Genomic DNA, 17,796 nt, shown 5'->3' with positions numbered 1-17,796 from the left:
CTCGTGACGCCACCCGGTCGTCATCCGGCAGAATCCTCATCGAGGATCGCGTCCGCCGTGGTCACCGTGATGGACTCCGTAGGGCAGCACTCGGCGATGGCGAGGACATCGAGAAGGTCCTCCTCGGAGGCGACCTCCGCCACCACGACCCTGCCCGTACCGGAGCCGTCCATCTCGAAGTGCCGTTCGGACATCGCGGCGCACAGGCCGGTCCCCCGACACCGGTCTCCGTCCAGTCGGATCCACGCTTTGGCCATGGTCGTCTCCTCTCGTCACGCGCGTGCCCCAGCCGCCACACGGACCGGTGGCCCATACTGGGGTCGACCGCGCACGGGCGCCTGAGTAAGACGTACCCAGGCACCCCGTGCAGCCGATCGGTGACGGCGGACAGACATCCCCCGTCAATCGGCTGCTGTGACAGGAACGCCGGTCCCTCTTGCGCCTCAGCGCGACTCCCGCCGCGAACAAGCGCGTGGCCCAGTCGTATCGCCCGGGGACACGTGGATGGCCGTCAGGACGGCGCCCCGTCGCCGCCCTCCTCCTCCCCGCGGAGGCCGTCGGCCCCAGCCCGCGTAGTGGGCGAGGTGCGTGCACCCGGCTCCAGGCCACACCCGGCCGACGGTGATCACGTGCAGCGTGTCGATCTCCTCAGCCACCCCGGAGGGGCGACGATCGGACCATGGCCGTTGCCAGACGGATGTTCTCCGTCTGCGTCGCCGGGCCCCGAGGAACACCACGCGGCGGGAAAGCCCCGGCCGGGAGGGGACTGGGTGCTTTCCGGCGGACCGCATCGAGCAGACCTGGTGTGACGAGGTCCAGCACTGCACTCCAAGCGGCGCAAGCCGTCGGCCGTGCTCTTCGCGGCTCTGTCATGCGGCTCGGATCTCCGGAAAGGTCGTTCCGGGCGGGCGTCGGAGGTCCGAACGCTTTGTCCTTATTCTGTATCACCCCGCATCTCGGAGGCGCGGCAAACGGGGCTGCGCCGCCGCTCCGAGTCAGCCGAGGAAGGTCGTCCAGCCGCTGAAGCCACCTTGCGTACCGGCGGGCACCAGTTCGGACGTGGAGGACAACCGCGCCCACTGATGAACCGAGAATCGTCGAACAGCACGCCCCAGCGGTCCGATACGACGGAGAGGACACAGTCCGCTCTCCTGGCGCCATCGCCGGCCCGGGCCCGCACGTCACCGGGTCCGCACCTCCCGGGGCCGACATCGAAGGCCACTGGCGGCCCCCCGGGGGGCGGGGCTGCGAGCCCCGCCCTGACGCGCGGGTACGGAGTAAGGCCGAGACGCTTGGGGACGCTTCCTCTGAGCCCTTCCTGCGCAAGAAGGGTGGTGGGCGGACGACGACCGCACCTGCGACGCACTGATGCTATCGGGACGCAAACTCCGGTGAGGGAGTAGCGAGTACTTCTGCATTCGGGGTCCACCGCTGCGGGGAGCGGCCTCAGCCGCTCCCCGCGGGACTCGTGGTCGCGGCAGCCGCCAAGTGAGTACGGTCTGCTCACTCACCCTTGCGTGGCCCGCAGCCATTATCATGGCAACTGAAGTTCCGCCACAGGAGGTAGACAGCCGTGAGTGAACCTGCCGCCCACACCAGCTGCACCTGCAATTTCTCGAAGCGAACAATTGATGCTCTTTACGTGGGAATCGTCGAGGCGAACTACTCGGTTCAGGAGGACCGGACGCTTTCCGGCCTCGCCAAGCGGATGCACCCCGTGCGCGGTCGACGCAAGCAGTGCGAGGAGGACGGAGGACGGCCCGGCGCCTAGCGAGGGCGCTGGGCCGTCAGACCGGGTTTGGCGTACACGTGTCGCTGACCTCTTTGTCCCGTTGGGCGGCGGACTTGGCCGGGTGGGGACGTTCTAGCCGGATCCATCCCGCAGCCGGCGCGCTGGCCGATTCGGACATCAACACACCGGCGTCCCGCAGGTCCTGGGACGCCTCCATCAGCAGCGTGCCGGGTTCCGTGTCGTCGTAGGCAACGGCGGTGGTTCCGGGAGGTGTAGGCCTTGTCCGCCAAAAACACGGTCGGGCCGGGTGCGGGGCCGTCCGACCCCGATACGGGGCACGGAGACCTGCTCCAGCACCCGCTCGAACTGGGGGCCATGTCCGTAGTGTCCGGGTGTCAGGACGACGGCGAGGCACCGGCATCGCCCGTCAACGGCGAGGTGGATCTTGGTGGTGAATCCGCCCCGGGAGCGACCCCGGCACTCTCCGATGCGACCACCTCCTCCAGCCGGACGACCAGTTTCCGCAACACCGGATCGACCTGATTCGTCCCCCGAACGTGCCCCCTTTGAGGACCTGTGACCGCCGGCTCCTTCCTCGCGCCGGCGGCGTGCTGATGGACTCGCACCGCGGTCGAGTCCACCGACACGTCCCGGCCGATCCGGCCCGAGGCGCCCTCGGCGGCCTGGATCCGAGACAGCAGCATCGTCCACGTGCCATCCGATGACCAGCGGCGATGCCGTTTGCAAACGGTCTCCCACGGGCCGAACTGCTCCGGCAGATCCCTCCACTGCACGCCCGTCCGGACCCGGTAGAGCACCCCGTTGATCACCCGGCGATGATCACTCCACCCGCCCCCACGGGCACCGCCAGGAAGTAGGAACGACTTCAGCCGGTCGCACTCCGCATTCGTTAGATCCCCACGGCCCATACAGACCGCGTGACCCCAACACCCCACTAACGTTAGGTGATCCGCGAAACAGTCCCTGGCGGACTCAATCCGGTGACGGTCAGGTGCAAGCGTTGGGCGGTCTCGGACCGCTCCACCGCCTGTTGGGAGCGACCGGTCAGGGCCGAGACCTCCGTGCAGGTCAGCGCCCCTTTGTATCCCCAGGTTGACGTCCAGCGATTCGCGGATGTCCGCTGCCAGGTCTTCCAGCAGGACCGACCAGTCGGCCGGGCGCACCGATACGGCGCGAATCGCACCCTCCTTGGCCCGCAGCAACCGGCTGCCGCGGGGCTTCGACACGTATGCTCGCGTCCTCGTCGCCGCAAGAGCTCGGGCCATAGATCGGCCGGTAGGTACACCCTCCGCGTGATGGCTAGCGCGACGGCAACCGGTCGTCCTTGGACCGCGCCCTCGAATCCCCCTCGACCCGTTCTGTTTCAGCCTCCTCGAGCTGCCGGCCCGCGCGTACGCCTCAGACAGGAGGATGAGGCTGGGGACGGCCAGCTCGTCGGGCGGGACCACGCTCAGCGGGGTAAGCGCTGCTCGTAGTCGTGGTCGAGGCCAGCGGCCTCAGCGCCGCGCATGAACAGGTCGGTATCGGCCGTGCCGGTGGCCGTGAGCGCCGGCAGGCGATCTCATGGAACAGGCTGTACGGTTCCGCAGGCCTGGCGACGAGACGATGCACGGGACATCGCCTCGGGGACGCCGAGGACGGGGAAACCCCCGCGTCCTGCTCGCACACCGGCGCGCAGAGCGCGAGGAGTTCGAGGACAGCACGGGCGGCCTGCCGGCACCGGAAAGACGGGACCCGCTGACTCCGACGAGCCGCGGTGTGCCGATGAAGGACCACTCCGTCCGCTCCCAGACCCTCACGTACAGGATGTCAACGTCGCAGGGGGTGAAGGGCTGCCCCACCGTGGCGGAGCCGACAAGGCCGCCGAGGACATTCCGCAGGAAGGTCGCGACCTGTTCCTCGCTCAAGGACCGGTTGTACCCGCATGGTCGTGGAACTCCGCAGAGCGCAGAACCGACGATGGGTCGGTCTCTTTGATGACATGCACCTGCTCGATGCCACCTCCGCCGCACTCCTGAAGTCCCTCATGCAGGACGGCGCGGTCCGTCTGATGCGCACCGTTCGCGCGGACGAGCCCCGTGCGCGACGCTGTGGCTTCCGTCCACAAAGGCGACCCGGTCAGCCGCGTCCACCTCCAGGTCGCCGGGTCCGACAGGGACACCGCGCGAATCCCGCCGCCGACGCCTTGGCGAGGCACTCTACCGCACGGCGTGATGTGCCCACTCCGCCCCACCGGAAATGACGAGCCCGTGGCTGTATTTGTTTCTTAACAGGGAGACGGACAGGCATGGTTCCACGTGCCGCCCGACGAACGGCCGAGTTCCAAAGCCGTTTCTCCTCGCATAATCGTTTCCTCCAAGCAGGAACGGTGCTGCCGCTGCAGGTGGCCGACCTACCTCCTGTGATGCGTGACGCCCCGTGCCACGAGACGTCAGCCGCGCTTCCCCTCGTTTCGCGGCACGGCTCGGTCAGCGTCCTCTCGCCGCCGGTACGTCCGCTCCGGCTCCGGCGTACGGGTCGGAGTTTCAGCAGTTGGCGCGGCATCTCGCCGCGCTACCGATATTGCAGGATTACTGCTATGGAAATCGATCGGCGTACCCCCGATGGGGCGAATTGATGGATCACCGCAGGTGCCGTGACAGCAAGGACTATGAGGCGTACGTCCCCACTGTTCACACGCGCCTCGGGCGTCTCTCGCCGCCCTCTAGCGGCAGGACCGTTTGGGTACCTCTTGCTCATTTAAGCCCTGTCATTTCGGGCCATGTTGGAAGAGGCCGAAAAATGCAACCTCCGCCCAGTCCACGACGACCCTGGATGTGATCCACGGTGCACACGGCGCGACACGACGACACGATTGACTCCGTACCGCTCTCGTCCGACCGTTCCGAGGGAAAGGACGAGCCATCGAGAGGCAGCTGGCACTTCCCCCACCACATGGAGTCGGTCTCAGCGGCCAGGCGGACCGCGATCTTGGCCAGCCGCGAGTGGCAACTAGGCCAGGACACCGCGCACAACCTGCGGCTCGTGGTCTCGGAGCTGGTGACCAATGCCTTGCTCCACGCCGCTCCGCCGGTCGTGCTCCACCTGCGCCACGAGCCGCAGACCCGCCACCTGTGGGTGAGCGTGACGGACGGGGGCGCGTCGCGCGCCGCGGACCGCGAACCGGTAGCGGACGACGAGCACGGCCGGGGCCTATTCATCGTCGCCGCCGTCGCCGACGACACGGGTGCCGAGACCGCTGCCTCCGGGTCGACGTACTGGGCCCGCCTGTCCACGGACTGACGGGCGTCCCTGAGTTCCTGCGAGCAGCTCGCCGCTCCCTTGCCCGGGCTCCCGGGCCCGCGTCTGCCGCTGATGTTCCACCACTGCTGCGCACCCGGGCGCTCCCGAGACAGCCGGCGCGGTGAAGAGCCGAGCCCCCCGAACCGGCGCGACCACAAATTGTCGATCGCGCACCCGTCCACCGTCGCGGCCACGGCAGCCGGCGCGTGGGCCACCGTGAGCCGGAGGGCCCCCCGCTCCAGGTCGCGACAGACGAACCCATTGGATCCCGGCGGAACGGACAGCCACTGGGGCGTCGACGGTGACCGACTTCGCCTGATAGCGATCGGCAGCGAGGTCACCTCGGGCCCGACGCCAAAGTGCCAGAGACGTCACGTAGCCCCGCATCTCCTCCTGCACACGAAGGCGGCTCGATGCCGGAGTCACCAAATCCGTCATCATTCTCCGACCGTTCGCACCGCTTTCCCATCCCGGCGAAATGATGTCTTCGGTTCCGGCGGACGAGTCAGTTCCACATTCTGGCGGCGCTTTGAGTATCGACTACTCACGACCGCGGACATGAAACTTGCCCATGATTGCGCAAGAATTGTCTCTTTTCGAGAAATGACAACGACTTGATAAATTTTTCGAATCTCGCAGGGAGGTCGGCAAGCACTCCGGAACAGTTGCGCCGGATGGCCCTGCAGAGCACCCTCTACGAGCCCGTCACGCGAGCCCTGATCACTTCTGCGGGCATAGCCCAGGGCTCCAAAGTACTTGACATCGGAAGTGGCGCAGGAGACTTCTCCTTCCTCCTCGCGGACGTAGTGGGGCCAGGCGGTTCGGTCGTGGGCGTGGACCACGATCCGATGATGATCGCCACGGCCCGTGACGAGGCCGAGAAGCAGAAGCGGACCAACGTCCAGTTCCTGCACGCCGATGTCCGTTCGGCCTTCCTCGACTGCGACTACGACGCGGTGGCGGGCCGGTGGATCCTGGCCCACCTCCCGCGGGCCGACCATTTGCTGCGGAGCCTGATCCGATACGTGCGGCCCGGTGGCACTGTCGCCTTCCAGGAGTTCGACCGCAGGCTCACAGGCGCCACCTCCCTGAACCCCAGCGATCTGGAAGGGCTCTCCCCCTTGCTGACCCGCTCCGAGGCCGCGTCATCACCAGGTGCGGGCATGGGACTGGAACTGCACACCGCCTTCCTCAAGGCTGGCATACCGGCGCCCCACCTGGCACTGTCGGCCCCCGTGGGCGCGGGCCCGGGTTGGCTGGGCTACGACTATCTCGCCGCGGACGCCGACCATCATTTCCACTTCCCGCGTCCGAACGACGCACCGACCGCCTGCCACGCCGATCGTGCCATCTCACTTCGCGAGCGGGCCCTGGGCGCCGGAGCCGCGTTCGCCCTCCCTCCCCTCGTTGCGGCCCATGCTCAGCTGCCAGAGCTCTGACACCGTCGGCATCCCGATCCCATCCGCCCCGGACCGCCGAGCGCCGGCCGCCGATGCGGTACCGCTGGTGGGTGATCAGCCTGCCCCGGATCCGGAGGCTCGTCGCGCAGACGGACAGCGGACAGCGGACAGCCCTCCATGAGAGCACGTGGCGCGCACCGGCGTGGCCGTCGCGATGCCACGGGAGAACATGGCCCCAAGGCCGCCGAAGCAAGGGGTCCGGACAGCAGAGGAGCGGATGACGACCACGGAAACCGTCACCGCCGCGTACGCACGGGCGACCGCATGCTCGGACAACACCCTGGGGGCGTCGCCAGCCGTACTGCTTTGCACATGCCGGCCAGAACCTCACCCGGATCGAGATCGAGGCCGCACTGCGAGCCCTGCTCCATCATTTTCCCGCCTTGCGCCTCGCCGTCCCGGCGGACGCGGTTCATGCCCACGGTGCACATGCGCTCCAGGGACTGGCGGAGCTGCCCGTTCGCTGGTGAGCGCCACCCCACGCGGCGGACGCACCGTCCGGTGCGCGTGCTCGTCCCCTGTCGCGAATGCGGTTCGTGGGCGGAATCCGTGACCGATCGACACCACTTCGACTTCCTCACCAGCGTGTGGCTCCTCGACCCGGTGCGGGTGCAGGAGCAGGTGGCGGTACTGATGTCCCAGGCACGCAGGAAGGTGACCCCGACACACCTCTGACGGCCTTGATCGCTTACCCGCATTTCGGCTCCTCGTCGGAGCGGATCACCGCCTCGGAGCGCGGCACCACCCGGGCTACGGCCTCATCGGCCCACGAACAAGGCGTGGTGGGCCGGTGGCAAGCACACTTGGCGACCGTCGACAGGTTTCAGCGTGAGCGGTTGTATCTGGCCGACCAACTGGTCGATCGACGTCCCGGGCCAACAGGATGTCCGAGGCTGTGATTCGCTGGGATCGAACTCCTTTGAGACCCTGCGGTAATCCGGGCTGGATGCGTCCAGGGCAGCACTGCAAACTCGTCGGAAGGGAAGCCCAGGTGCAGGTCCAGGTCAGTTCGCTCCCCGAGAGTGCGATCGACGGGCGAGCGCCGCACGACGGTCACCTACGGGCCCGGTGCCCGTCGCCGTGTCGGTCATGCGGGCCAACAGGTTCTTGTTCTCCCGGGTCAGGTCCGTGAGCTCGGCCAGCAGACCGATCACCGACCCGGGCTCGCCGTGGCGCTGCGCCGCGGCGAGCCCGGGGTAGGCACGGCGGGCGAGGGTGAGGTGCTTGCCCCGGAAGCGCAGCAGGACCACCAGGATCTCGCGCAGGGCCCGGGCGGCCGCCATTCCCTCTCCGCGCGCCAGGGCGGCGGTCACGCGCGTCACGAGCGAGGGTCCGCAGGCTGCTCGGGCATATCAGGGCCGCCAGGACGGCACGGCGTATGTGGCTGCCATCGACCACTGGTCATCAGCACTCATGATCCCGACGTCGCAGGCCCACAGGAGACGGTCCAGTGCGGGCAGCGGTCCATGGGCGGGCGACGGCCCCGGATAGGACTGCGCACCGACGGCTACGGGCTCGTAGTACGGCCGCAGCACGTCGGCGAAGAAGGCTGGCGGTACGTCGAGCGCGAACGCGTCCACTGCGACCGTGGCTTCCCGCAGCGCCGCCGTCACGCGGTCGGCCGTATCGGGGAAGGAGTCGTCCTCGATGGCGAGGGCGGCCAGTTCGGCGCCGCCTCCGGCTGCCTCCGCGGTGGCGCACGTGTACCAGCGCAGTGCCGCCAGCATGGCCGACTCCTCTTGCGAGTCGGTGTGCGTGCGCTCGCGGGGACCGTGCGGGTTCCACACGGTGTAGTGGACGATCGTGTCCCTGGGCACCATGCCGGTGCGTTCCCCGAGGAGGTGCAGGACGGGCAGGGTGCCGGGCAGGGCGCGCACCGGCTCCACGGCATGCCGTCGCAGTGATCCGAGGAGCATGCCGAGGTCGCGCATCGCGGCGGCGCACTCGGCGGTGCTGAAAGCCGCCACGTCCTGGGGCCGTGGGCAGATCGACGCCAGCAGCCGCAGGAGGCCGTCCGTGTCCCGGGCCTGGTTGAGGCGGGACAGCGAGAGCACATGAGGGTCGAAGGCGAGCGGGTCGGCTGCTGCGACTGCTCCGCCCGTGAACGCACGGCCCACGACCAGTTGTGCTGACATAGAGTCGGACTCGTTTCACCGGAGGCGGGGGCCGGCCGAGGTGCCGGCAGTAGGGGGACCCGTCCGACCCTAAGGGCGCACCCATCCGACGCCCTGAGTAGCGGATACCTCAGCTGTACCCGCCGGAGGGTGCTCGGTTGTGCCCCTCAGGCCCAGGACTCCTCGACCACGGCCACGGTGCCGAGGGCCGCGGGAAGTTCCGTCCTGGTGGCCACGCCGAGCTTGGAATAGATCCTCTGGAGATGGTTGTCGACGGTACGCACCGATAGGTGCAGGGTCGCAGCAATGGCCTTGCTCGTGGTCCCCGCAGCCGCCAGCCGGGCCACTTCACGCTCCCGGTCGGTCAAGGTGATGGTGTCTCGCAGGGACGCGAGCAGGGGTGTGCGCACGCCCTGGCAGCGAGCCGAGGAGACAAGGGCGTGGTGCGTGGCTGCTGTCGCGCGTCGGTGGTCGCCACACTGGTGCCACAGCGAAGCCGCCTCTGCTGCCGCCTCGGCGGCGAGTAGGTCCGCGCCCATCTCGTCGAGCTCCTCTGCGGATGAGAGAAGTCGTTCCGGATCGCGTACGGCGAGCGCATTCACTAGCCGCACGCGGGCGGACAACAGCTTGCCGTCGTTCAGTTCGACGAGTTCGCCAAGTCGTGCGTGGGCCGCGCGTGCCCCCCCGAGCCTGGCCAGTTCCGTCAGGAGCAGGGCTTCAGCCGACGTGTGACCCGTCGCCCGGGCGCGATCGATGCCTTCCGCGAGTTCGGTCCGTGCCACGGCCAGATCTCCCTGGGAGACCAGGGCCCAGACGCGCCCCAGGCTCTCCTGTCCGGCGAGAAACCCGATGGGCTGGTACGAGCGGGACTCGCGCAGCGCGTCGGACGCGGTCTCCAGGTCGCCGGTGACGGCGGCGGCGGCGGCCAAGGCCGTCAGACCCAGGTTCAGCGCCCGGCTTTGGTTCTGACGTCGCGAAAGGGCCACTGACTCGGCGAACCAGCGGCGGGCCGTCACGGGGTGGCCGGCCAACCATTCCGCGTGCCCGATGAAGAAGGCCATCCAGATGCGTGGCAGCGGCGCACGGTCGGTGAGCAGCACCTGGTAGGCCGCCTCACCCACCCGCCGCGCCTGGAGCAAATCCCCGTTCTCCGTCAGGGCGAAGCACAGCGCGATGTGCTGGGAGGCGGGGTGGGGGACCATGGCGTGGTCGTCAACCTCGACGTGCGTGTCGTAGGCACGGCGTGTCCAGTGCACGGCTTCCGCGGTGCGGCCGGTCGCGGCCAGACCCATGCCCTTCATGATGGCCCCGGTTAGCCACACGTTCATGTCCGCGCTCTGTCGGATGTCCGGATCGAGCTCGGTGTCCAGTACGGCTAGCCCGCGGCCGGGTTCGCCCGACACCGTACGGATCAGCGCCTCGTTGGTGTCCAGGACACGGCCGTACCGGCCTCCCGGCAGTTCGGTGCGGGCCTCGTCGTTGACGGCCAGGCAGTGCTCGGTGACGGCGTCGGCCCACAACAAGTTCATCGTCCGGGCGACGGTCACCGCGAGGATCTCCTCAGAAGTGCGGCAGCGTTGCGCCGCGTCGGCCAGAAGCTTCTCCGCCTCCTCCCACTGAGCGAGTTCGACCAAGGCCTCCCCGTACTGGAGTCGGGTCGCAACCGTGTGCTCGCTCTCCGGCAGGGCGTCCAGGAGCGTGATGACCTGCTGGTAGTCGTGCGCGTGCCGGGCGAGGGACGCAGCCCGGGTCAGCAGGACCGGGTCGGCTTCCCCGGTCGCGGCCAGCCTCCAGGTCGCGATGTTCAGAGCGTCCTCCCGGCGCCTCGCGCCGTGCGAGGAGACGCGCTCCGCCTCCTGGATCAGGAGTTGGCGACGGCGGTGCTCGGGCAGCATGGTGCGCAGGATCTCGCCGTACAGGGGATGCGCCAGGGAGATCTCGGTGCGCCGACGGACCGTGCGGCACTGGATCAGCGCATCGGATTCCAGCCGCGCCAGGACGGAAGCGCTGACGACGGCTTCCAGGTCACCGAGCGAGAGCGGGCCGCAAACGGCCAGGAGATCGAGTGCGATGCGCGCCTCGGGCTCCACGGCGGCCATTCTGGCTCCGACCAGGGCACTGAGCCGAGTGGCGACCGGTACCCAGTCTTCCTCCAGGTCCCACGTCTCTCCATCGTGGTGGAGCTGCCCGGTCGCGAGGGCCGCATGGACCAGTTCCTTGAGGTACAGCACGTTGCCGCCGGCGGCGGTATGCAGCATCTGCAATGCGGAGCGCGCCACGGGGCCGCGCAACGTGGTCTGGAGCAGTTGGTCGGTGCCGGCTTCATCGAACTCGCCGAGACCCACCCAGTGGGCGGCGTCACCGTGGATGAGTGAGGCCACGGCTTCGGGCACGGGATGCCCGGTTCGCAGGGTGGCGACGATGCGTACGGAACCCGAGTCGAGCAGTTGCCGCAGCAGGACGGCCGACGTCCCGTCGAGCAGTTGGATGTCGTCGACCAGCATGGCGGTGTCCCTCGGGTCCTCCCCAGCCATGGAGCGGGCCACCGCGGCGAACCCGCGGACCGGATCGGACAGGTCCACACCGTCCGGGATGAGATGGGCGAGAGCTCCGAGCGGTACGGCAGCCGCGGAGACGGTGGCGACGACACGGCGGGAGGCCACCCCCTGCGCCGACAACAGGCGGAGGAACTCCTCGACGAGGCGTGACTTCCCGACCCCGGCAGGTCCCGAGACAATGAGGATGCGGCTCTTCCAACTGCTCCAGGCGGACTTGAGTTCCTTGATCTCTTCCTCGCGCCCCACCATGGGCCAGTGTGGAGGCAGTTCTCCCGCAGTCATGTTTTCTCCAAGAAGACGTGGATCCCGTCCGGGTCGGTGGTCGGCGCCCGGGAGCGATGAGGGATGTTTCCGCCTCGTAATGGGGTAAGTAGACACCCCCTCCGGGTTGTTGGGGCTGAGTAATTTTTACTCAGCCCCAACCCTGTTCCGGCACCTCGTCCGGCACGGTGGAACCCTGCAAAGCAGCAGTTCAGAGCCGTTTCGCACAGGCGTGGACGACGGTCCACCGCGCTTGAGTAATGCTCGGACGCCGAGCCTGAGCAAAGAGGGCCCGAGGCCGGTGCGAGCGGTGGCGGCGAGATCGGCGGGCCCTTCGAGCAGCGGGGCGCGACCGTTCCACACGACCACGGTCCGCTGCAGTGGACCGGCGATCGGAGCACCGCGCGTTCGACGGAAGCCGACGCGAGTGGCCTTTGGCCACGACACGGAGAGGCGGGCCACCCGGAACGGGGCCGTGGACTCGGCCCCCAGTCCGTCGCCCGGGGTCCGCGTTGCAGCAAGGACGGCGGTGCAGGCGAAGGGTGACCGGATCACCGCCCTGTCGTGGCACGTGCTGGCCGCACCCCAGGAACGGCGCACTTCAGGTCCGGCCCGGTTTCAGGTTGGGCATCCGAGCGCGAACGGGCGCTCTACGCTGCCGACCTCCGGGAACGGCGCGCAGCTCTGCAGCGCAAGCGGGACGGTGGAAAGGCAGCCGCCACTCCGGCAGCCCGGGCCCAGCGCATCCGGACCGCGCCCCGCCGCGCCGTGGAAACCGCCGACGACCTCGTCGTACTGCAACCACCTCGGTGTGGTTGCAGTACGGCGAGGCCGGGAGAGGATGGACGGGAGGACACGACAGTGCCCCGCCTCGTGGAGGCGGGGCACCTTCTTATCGGCCGGTCGCTCAGCCGTGTTCGTTCTGGTATGCCTCCCTCGCAGCAGCGGGGACGCGCCCGCGCACAGGGAGCGCCCTGCTCACGAGGCCACCGCGGATCTGCACCGCCGGCTGGCCTTTCGCGTGCAGGGTTCCAGAGGCTCGCGCAATCGGTCGGCGTTGGTCGACGCGAGGTCGATCTCGTACACGGCCTCATCGAGGCCGAGCGACACGGTTTCATCCGCGTCGCCGCCGTCGAGGTCGTCGACGAGCAGCGGCAGAACCTTCTGGGCCCCCGTGACGCCTTTTCTTCACCTACTCATATCGCACCCGACGAGAGCACCCTCTGTCGCGGTCCCACGCGATACACCGACGCATGTCCATGAAAGAAGTGTGGAATGAAGGAAAGAAATCACCGGCACTCCCGCAATGCGATCCAGAGCTACGCGCCCAGAAGGATCTGGTTGTGGTTGGGCGCCAGCGCGCACATCACCCCGCCGTCGGTGCCGCTGGACCATCCCGAGGTGACACCCGCCTGGGCAGACCCGCCAGGCTGGATCTGGACGAGCGGCTCGCCGCTGCCGATCGTGTACACCTTGACCGCGTAGTCGCTAGAGTTCTGCACGGCGCGAGAGGCGGGGATCTCGTTGCATTCCCCGAGGACGGGGTAAATGACCGAATTCGCCGTCCCACCCTCGGAGCTCGTGAAAGTGCACACGGCACTCGAAGCACAGCTTAACTCCGCCGCACTGGCCGTGGCGGGGAGCATTGCCATGCCGACACCTGCCGCCATTCCCAGCGCCACGGACATCTTCTGCATGCTCATCACATTCGATCCCATCTGTAGGGTGGGGATTACATCTGCGCAGCGATTACACCAGCAGCGGGCGGCTCGCGAATTGAGCAGCAAGTACTCACACATGGTCGGGCGGGACGATCGCCGACGGCTCCACCGGGGACGCTCTGCCCCGCGGACCCGTGGGTAGCCGTTACTCACGCCCTGGCACGCCCCTTAAGGGGATCATGATCGCTCCACCGACCGGCACCGCCGCGACGCAGATGAAGGAGTCCGCTTGTCCGGACCGAACGCTCCCCTGTTCAGCCCCGAATACGTCCAGGATCCGCTTCCCACGTCCGCGCGGCTCCGGGAGTACTTACCCGTTCACGAGCTGTCGTTCCCGGTGGGGGACGTGCCCGGGCTGTTGGTCACCCGCCACGCCGACGTGCAGCGGGTACGGGGGGACGACACCTTCAGCACCCGCCAGACAGCCTGGGCCTACGAGGTCTTCCGCCGGGTCGGCTTGCTGATAGGGGACGGCGGTCCGTCCCCGCAGATCCGTCCACCTCCTGGGGGCGGCTCTCGCCAGGCTGGAAGCGGAAGTCGCCGCAGCTTCTCTGATCAATGCCTACCTCGACATGCGCCTGTCCGTCCCCCAGGACAGCCTGGCCTATGAGAACAGTTGGCCACTGCGGTCGCCTGCCCCTCTCTCTCCCCCGGTGGAGCCGGGGTCCCGCAATCCTCAACCGACCGCTCCTGGATGATGCGGTCCGCGTCATAAGGCAACGTCTGCTCATCCCGGTCACGACTGCCCACACGTACCTCTCCATGCGTACGGGCCGCAGGCCGGTGCGCGTCCAGACCACCCCGCCCGAGGCGGACAGCCCAGGAGCCCAGCCCATGACCCAATCCCTCCCAGCCCCATTACGGCCCCTCGGCCGGCAACGAGGCATCCACGCCCGCAGCAGACGACCAGACCGATGCCGGAGCGCGCCCGGCGGCCCGACCTCTTCGGGCCCCCGCGGCGGCATCGTGGCAGGACCACCCGCGCGACTGCGGCCGCCCTCCATGTCCGGACGACGAGGTCACGGCTGGGGAGTGATCCCGATCCCGCACTCCTCGAAGCTCGCACGCCGTGTGTTGCACGTGCTGCGTGCCAAGCCAATGGAAGGACATGGTGGACGCGTGGACTCGTCCCACGGCAGTATGGACAAGCCCGCTGAGGCGGGCGACCTGACCGAACACCTGTACCACGAACACGGCACCGCCATGCTGCGATTGGTCACAGGCCTGACCGGCGGCGACCGTCAACTGGCCGAGGACATCGTGCAGGAGGTCCTGGTGCGGGCGTGGAAGCACGCTGAGAAACTCTCCGCCATGGACACCGCGGGCATACGCCCCTGGCTCTTCACCGTTGCGCGGCGGCTCGTCATCGACGCGCACCGGGCCCGCTCCGCCCGCCCCGCCGAGACGGGCGCCGACGCACTGGACGTCATCCCAGGTGAGGACGGCATGGGTCGCGCCCTGGAAGCCATCGTGGTTTCCGACGCCCTGCAAGCCCTTTCGGTCACGCACCGGCAGGCATTGACGGAGACGTACCTGAAAGACCGCAGCATCTCACAGGCGGCCACCCAACTCGGCATATCGGCCAGTGCCATGAAGTCGCGGGTGTACTACGCGCTGCACGCCATGCGACTGAACCTGTCGGAGGCCGAAGGCCGGAAGGCGGCATGGACGTGACCACCATGCACGACACCCACCTCGATGTCGCCGCGTACGTTCTGGGCATCATCGACGAGCCCGACGTCGAGTCCTTCGAAGAGCACCTGCTGGAGTGCACTCGGTGTGCCGCGGAGGTCGAGCAGCTCGGTCCGACCGCGCAGCGCCTGGCCGCCTTGGCCACACCCGTGGATGGACGGGGCGACGCGCCGACGTCGACGCGGAAGGGCGAAAATGGCACTTCAGGCACCCCCACCGTATTGGGGACGCTCAAGGCTGACGACGAGCTGCTCACCCGCACCCTGGCCGCCGTGGCCCTGCGCCGTCGCGGGGAGCGGCGCGTCCGGATGATGTTCTCGCTCGCCGCCTCGGCAGCCGTCATCGCAGGCACCGGAGCCGTCGTCGTCTCGTCCGCGGACGAGAGCTCCGCCCCGCGGGCAGCTCACGCCGTCACCCAGCCGCCCGGGCAGGTCCGCACGGCCAGCAATGCGACGACGGGCGTCACTGCCGTTGCTTCGCTGCGGTCCAAAGCCTGGGGTACGGCCGTGTCCTTGTCCCTGAAAGGCGTCGAGGGACCACAACGGTGCCGACTGATCGCCACCGATCACCAGGGAGGTGAGCACCCCATGGGCGACTGGAAGGTACCGGCGCCCGGATACGGCGTGCCCGGTCATCCCGCTCCCCTGGTCCTGGAGACATCGACCGACTTGGATCCGGCCCTCATCCACACACTGGTCGTGCGAACCACCGACGGCCGTGACCTTGCCACCATCGCGGTGTGACGCCCCGCAGTGAGCCGAAAAGGTTCCGCCGGCCGGGACTGGGGAAGTCCGGCCGGCGGAAGCACGGGGGTACGGGCGGTACGGAGACGGTTCCGCGGGCGCCGTGCCCCCGGGCCGGATGGCAGGACCTGCTGCCTCTCCCTACCATTCAGGTTGTGTTGCCGGCACCGATCACCGGCAGGGTCTTAAGCGGGCCGAGGCTGTGCACACGGCCGATCACCTGTACTTTCCCGCAGGGCGGACGACGAGGAGCAACCCGGCGCGCGGAGTGGACCCGCAAGAACCCTGCCCTCCTTCCCCGGTCCGCGCCAGCTGCGCAGCCCGTCTCCTTCATGACTGGAATGGAACGCCCTGCGGCACGACAACGCTTGAGTAGTCATTACTTAAGCAAGCAGGTCCTGCTACTCCGGGGCCGAGGGGCGCAACGGCAGGGGTTCGAGGCACACGGGTGGTGCGCTGGACCGGCCGACAGCCATGCTCGCCGGTGGTCATGGTGAATCCGGCGCGCCCTTCCGCCGCAGGCACCCGGTGCCCATCGAGCGGAGCCCGCAGGCAACCACCGCTCGTGAGGGGAAACGCTTTCGAACAGCACAGTCTACGCGGATCCAACCTTGCGGTCCCCGGACGAGTGGATTGTGCTCTTCTGACGAGGGATGGCGGATGGTCGGCCGGTGCGGGGCAGGCTCCCTGCCCCTCGCAGGCACCTTGAAAGACGCGAATCGGCCAGTGGTGCGCTGCCCGGCCCTGGCCCCCATGCCCTCCAGCATGGTTGCCCTGAGCAAACGAAGGCACCCGCGCGGCCGCGATCGGCCCGCCCCCACCGACGGCGGACACCGCCGTGCTGTCGGCGGCCGCCGACAGCCGTCACCGTGAGCGGCGCCAGTCAGAGAGCAAGAGACCGTACAGCAGGTCGTCCGTCCACTCGCCTTTGGCGAGCCTGTGCGCCCGCAGGCGGCCTTCCAGCTGGAAGCCGACGCGTTCGAGGAAACGGGCGGCGGTGATGGACCTGGCGTCACAGCGAGCAGAGACCTTCTTGAGCTCCAGAACGGTGAACCCATGCGCGAGCACGGCCGTCATCGCTTCCGTCGCGTAACCCAGGCCTTGGTGAGGCAGGGCGAGGGTGCAGGTGACCTCGGACTGCAGGAGGTTGTCCTGCAGGTGCACCTCGACGTCGCCGATGAGGGCTCCTGTCGCCGCCAACTCCACCGCCCAACAGAAGCGTCCGGGCTCCAGAGGGCTGGCTTTGGCGAAGTCGGCGACCATGGCGGCGGCCCGTTGGAGCGTTATCGGAGGCGTCCAGTCCTGATATCTGGCCACGGCGGGTACGGAGCGGTACTCGGCGAATACGGGAGCGTCATCCGGACGGAAATGCCGCACTCTCAGCCGAGCGGTAGTCAGCATATGCCAAGGATGGCATGCCCACGCGGTGCGCCGTAAGACGTCTACCGGCCGGTTGCGGTATACACGAGACCGGATCAGGACGAACTGTGCTGGGACGGCCGTCGTCGCCATCGAGGGCTGGGGGTAGGATTCCGGGGTGACGGAACCACGGTGGCTCGACGAGACCGAGATGAGAGCGTGGGCCGGTTTTCTGGAGACCAGCAACCTCTTGGCTAAGCTGGTCGAGACGCAGCTCCGGGACGTCGGATCGGTCACCCAGGTCCAGTACGAGATCCTCACGCGCCTCCACGAGAGTGCCGGCCTTCGCAGTCGCATGACCGAGCTCGCGCACGCCATGGTCTGCTCGCGCAGCGGCCTGACCTACCAAGTCGCACAGATGGAGAAGGCCGGCCTGCTGCGCCGGGAGACCGATCCCGATGATGAGCGCGGGGTGTTCGCCGTCCTCACTCCTGACGGACTGGAGGTCCTGGCCCGCACCGCGCCGGGCCACGTGGGCGTGGTTCGGGAAGGGTTCCTCGACGCACTCACCCCGAGGGACCTGGCTCAGCTGGCCGCGATCATGGATCGCACCCGTGCACACCTGAAAAGCCTCGTCGACGTCCAGCCGCCGCGTCGCGTCCCCCACGACTGAGCCAGTCGCTTCGGAGCACCCGCTCAGCGGTAGGAGGCAGGTGCCCACCTCCCACGGCCTCATCCGGACAGGGTCTCACAGCCGCACAGGACGCAGTCGACCACGATGCCGGTGCGACCTACCTACTGCACACGGCATCACGTCGAAGCCGCAGGGCGGGGGGGGGGGGGGGGGGCGGGC

At 68.4% G+C, this 17,796-nt stretch carries 15 protein-coding genes; 7 read left to right on the top strand and 8 right to left on the bottom strand.

Features of this window, described 5'->3' with window-relative positions; genetic code table 11:
* Positions 1 to 20: 20 nt before the first annotated feature.
* Positions 21 to 257 (bottom strand): ferredoxin, encoded by a 237-nt coding sequence (locus tag ACFWW8_RS34665; RefSeq protein ID WP_386535819.1) that lies wholly within the window; start codon positions 255 to 257, stop codon positions 21 to 23.
* Positions 258 to 1,642: 1,385 nt separating this feature from the next.
* Between ACFWW8_RS34665 and ACFWW8_RS34660 the strand changes: the two genes are divergently transcribed.
* Positions 1,643 to 1,771, top strand: a complete 129-nt coding sequence (locus ACFWW8_RS34660; protein ID WP_386535817.1) for a hypothetical protein — start codon at positions 1,643 to 1,645, stop codon at positions 1,769 to 1,771.
* A 356-nt stretch (positions 1,772 to 2,127) separates the two neighbouring features.
* On the opposite strand, the gene ACFWW8_RS34655 is transcribed toward ACFWW8_RS34660, so the two are convergent.
* Positions 2,128 to 2,661, bottom strand: coding sequence for an IS5 family transposase (locus ACFWW8_RS34655; RefSeq protein ID WP_386535814.1), 534 nt, complete (start codon positions 2,659 to 2,661; stop codon positions 2,128 to 2,130).
* Between the two features lie 2,026 nt (positions 2,662 to 4,687).
* Between ACFWW8_RS34655 and ACFWW8_RS34650 the strand changes: the two genes are divergently transcribed.
* The 3 genes from ACFWW8_RS34650 to ACFWW8_RS34640 all read left to right on the top strand — a co-directional run bounded on the left by ACFWW8_RS34650 (position 4,688) and on the right by ACFWW8_RS34640 (position 7,170).
* Positions 4,688 to 5,035, top strand: a complete 348-nt coding sequence (locus tag ACFWW8_RS34650; protein WP_386535813.1) for an ATP-binding protein — start codon at positions 4,688 to 4,690, stop codon at positions 5,033 to 5,035.
* A gap of 575 nt (positions 5,036 to 5,610) precedes the next feature.
* Entirely contained in the window at positions 5,611 to 6,474 is an 864-nt protein-coding gene (locus ACFWW8_RS34645; RefSeq protein ID WP_386535811.1) for a class I SAM-dependent methyltransferase, read from the top strand.
* Between the two features lie 570 nt (positions 6,475 to 7,044).
* Positions 7,045 to 7,170, top strand: a complete 126-nt coding sequence (locus ACFWW8_RS34640) for a hypothetical protein (RefSeq protein ID WP_386535809.1) — start codon at positions 7,045 to 7,047, stop codon at positions 7,168 to 7,170.
* Positions 7,171 to 7,499: 329 nt separating this feature from the next.
* Here the strand turns inward: ACFWW8_RS34640 and ACFWW8_RS34635 are convergent, their stop codons facing one another.
* The 5 genes from ACFWW8_RS34635 to ACFWW8_RS34615 all read right to left on the bottom strand — a co-directional run bounded on the left by ACFWW8_RS34635 (position 7,500) and on the right by ACFWW8_RS34615 (position 12,930).
* The gene (locus ACFWW8_RS34635; protein WP_386535808.1) at positions 7,500 to 7,817 is read right to left on the bottom strand and encodes a hypothetical protein; all 318 of its coding nucleotides are present in this window, start codon (positions 7,815 to 7,817) and stop codon (positions 7,500 to 7,502) included.
* A 30-nt stretch (positions 7,818 to 7,847) separates the two neighbouring features.
* Positions 7,848 to 8,630: a monodechloroaminopyrrolnitrin synthase PrnB family protein gene (locus ACFWW8_RS34630; RefSeq protein WP_386535805.1), complete on the bottom strand. Its 783-nt coding sequence runs from the start codon at positions 8,628 to 8,630 to the stop codon at positions 7,848 to 7,850.
* A gap of 146 nt (positions 8,631 to 8,776) precedes the next feature.
* On the bottom strand, positions 8,777 to 11,449 hold the full coding sequence (locus ACFWW8_RS34625; RefSeq protein WP_386535802.1) for a LuxR C-terminal-related transcriptional regulator: 2,673 nt from the start codon (positions 11,447 to 11,449) through the stop codon (positions 8,777 to 8,779).
* Positions 11,450 to 12,406: 957 nt separating this feature from the next.
* Entirely contained in the window at positions 12,407 to 12,538 is a 132-nt protein-coding gene (locus tag ACFWW8_RS34620; protein ID WP_386535800.1) for a hypothetical protein, read from the bottom strand.
* 209 nt (positions 12,539 to 12,747) lie between these two features.
* The gene (locus tag ACFWW8_RS34615; RefSeq protein WP_386535798.1) at positions 12,748 to 12,930 is read right to left on the bottom strand and encodes a hypothetical protein; all 183 of its coding nucleotides are present in this window, start codon (positions 12,928 to 12,930) and stop codon (positions 12,748 to 12,750) included.
* A 1,359-nt stretch (positions 12,931 to 14,289) separates the two neighbouring features.
* Here ACFWW8_RS34615 and ACFWW8_RS34610 point away from each other — a divergent pair.
* Both ACFWW8_RS34610 and ACFWW8_RS34605 read left to right on the top strand, forming a co-directional pair.
* The gene (locus ACFWW8_RS34610) at positions 14,290 to 14,823 is read left to right on the top strand and encodes a sigma-70 family RNA polymerase sigma factor (RefSeq protein ID WP_386535796.1); all 534 of its coding nucleotides are present in this window, start codon (positions 14,290 to 14,292) and stop codon (positions 14,821 to 14,823) included.
* The gene (locus ACFWW8_RS34605; protein ID WP_386535793.1) at positions 14,814 to 15,584 is read left to right on the top strand and encodes a hypothetical protein; all 771 of its coding nucleotides are present in this window, start codon (positions 14,814 to 14,816) and stop codon (positions 15,582 to 15,584) included. Before ACFWW8_RS34610 ends, ACFWW8_RS34605 begins: the two co-directional genes overlap by 10 nt.
* Before the next feature lie 864 nt (positions 15,585 to 16,448).
* Here ACFWW8_RS34605 and ACFWW8_RS34600 read toward each other — a convergent pair.
* Entirely contained in the window at positions 16,449 to 16,985 is a 537-nt protein-coding gene (locus ACFWW8_RS34600) for a GNAT family N-acetyltransferase (RefSeq protein ID WP_386535790.1), read from the bottom strand.
* Positions 16,986 to 17,121: 136 nt separating this feature from the next.
* Between ACFWW8_RS34600 and ACFWW8_RS34595 the strand changes: the two genes are divergently transcribed.
* A complete protein-coding gene (locus ACFWW8_RS34595) occupies positions 17,122 to 17,616 on the top strand; it encodes a MarR family winged helix-turn-helix transcriptional regulator (protein ID WP_386535787.1) in 495 nt (164 codons plus the stop codon).
* Positions 17,617 to 17,796 lie beyond the last annotated feature (180 nt).

The sequence above is a fragment of the Streptomyces sp. NPDC058701 genome (assembly GCF_042715295.1).
In the GTDB taxonomy this organism is placed as follows: domain Bacteria; phylum Actinomycetota; class Actinomycetes; order Streptomycetales; family Streptomycetaceae; genus Streptomyces.
This window is presented reverse-complemented; position numbering and strand designations above follow the sequence as displayed.

Coding starts and splice junctions, on each gene's coding strand:
- ACFWW8_RS34665 (WP_386535819.1), bottom strand. CDS start 257: ATGGCCAAAGCGTGGATCCGACTGGACGGAGACCGGTGTCGGGGGACC.
- ACFWW8_RS34655 (WP_386535814.1), bottom strand. CDS start 2,661: ATGGGCCGTGGGGATCTAACGAATGCGGAGTGCGACCGGCTGAAGTCG.
- ACFWW8_RS34650 (WP_386535813.1), top strand. CDS start 4,688: ATGGAGTCGGTCTCAGCGGCCAGGCGGACCGCGATCTTGGCCAGCCGC.
- ACFWW8_RS34630 (WP_386535805.1), bottom strand. CDS start 8,630: ATGTCAGCACAACTGGTCGTGGGCCGTGCGTTCACGGGCGGAGCAGTC.
- ACFWW8_RS34625 (WP_386535802.1), bottom strand. CDS start 11,449: ATGACTGCGGGAGAACTGCCTCCACACTGGCCCATGGTGGGGCGCGAG.
- ACFWW8_RS34610 (WP_386535796.1), top strand. CDS start 14,290: ATGGACAAGCCCGCTGAGGCGGGCGACCTGACCGAACACCTGTACCAC.
- ACFWW8_RS34605 (WP_386535793.1), top strand. CDS start 14,814: ATGGACGTGACCACCATGCACGACACCCACCTCGATGTCGCCGCGTAC.
- ACFWW8_RS34600 (WP_386535790.1), bottom strand. CDS start 16,985: ATGCTGACTACCGCTCGGCTGAGAGTGCGGCATTTCCGTCCGGATGAC.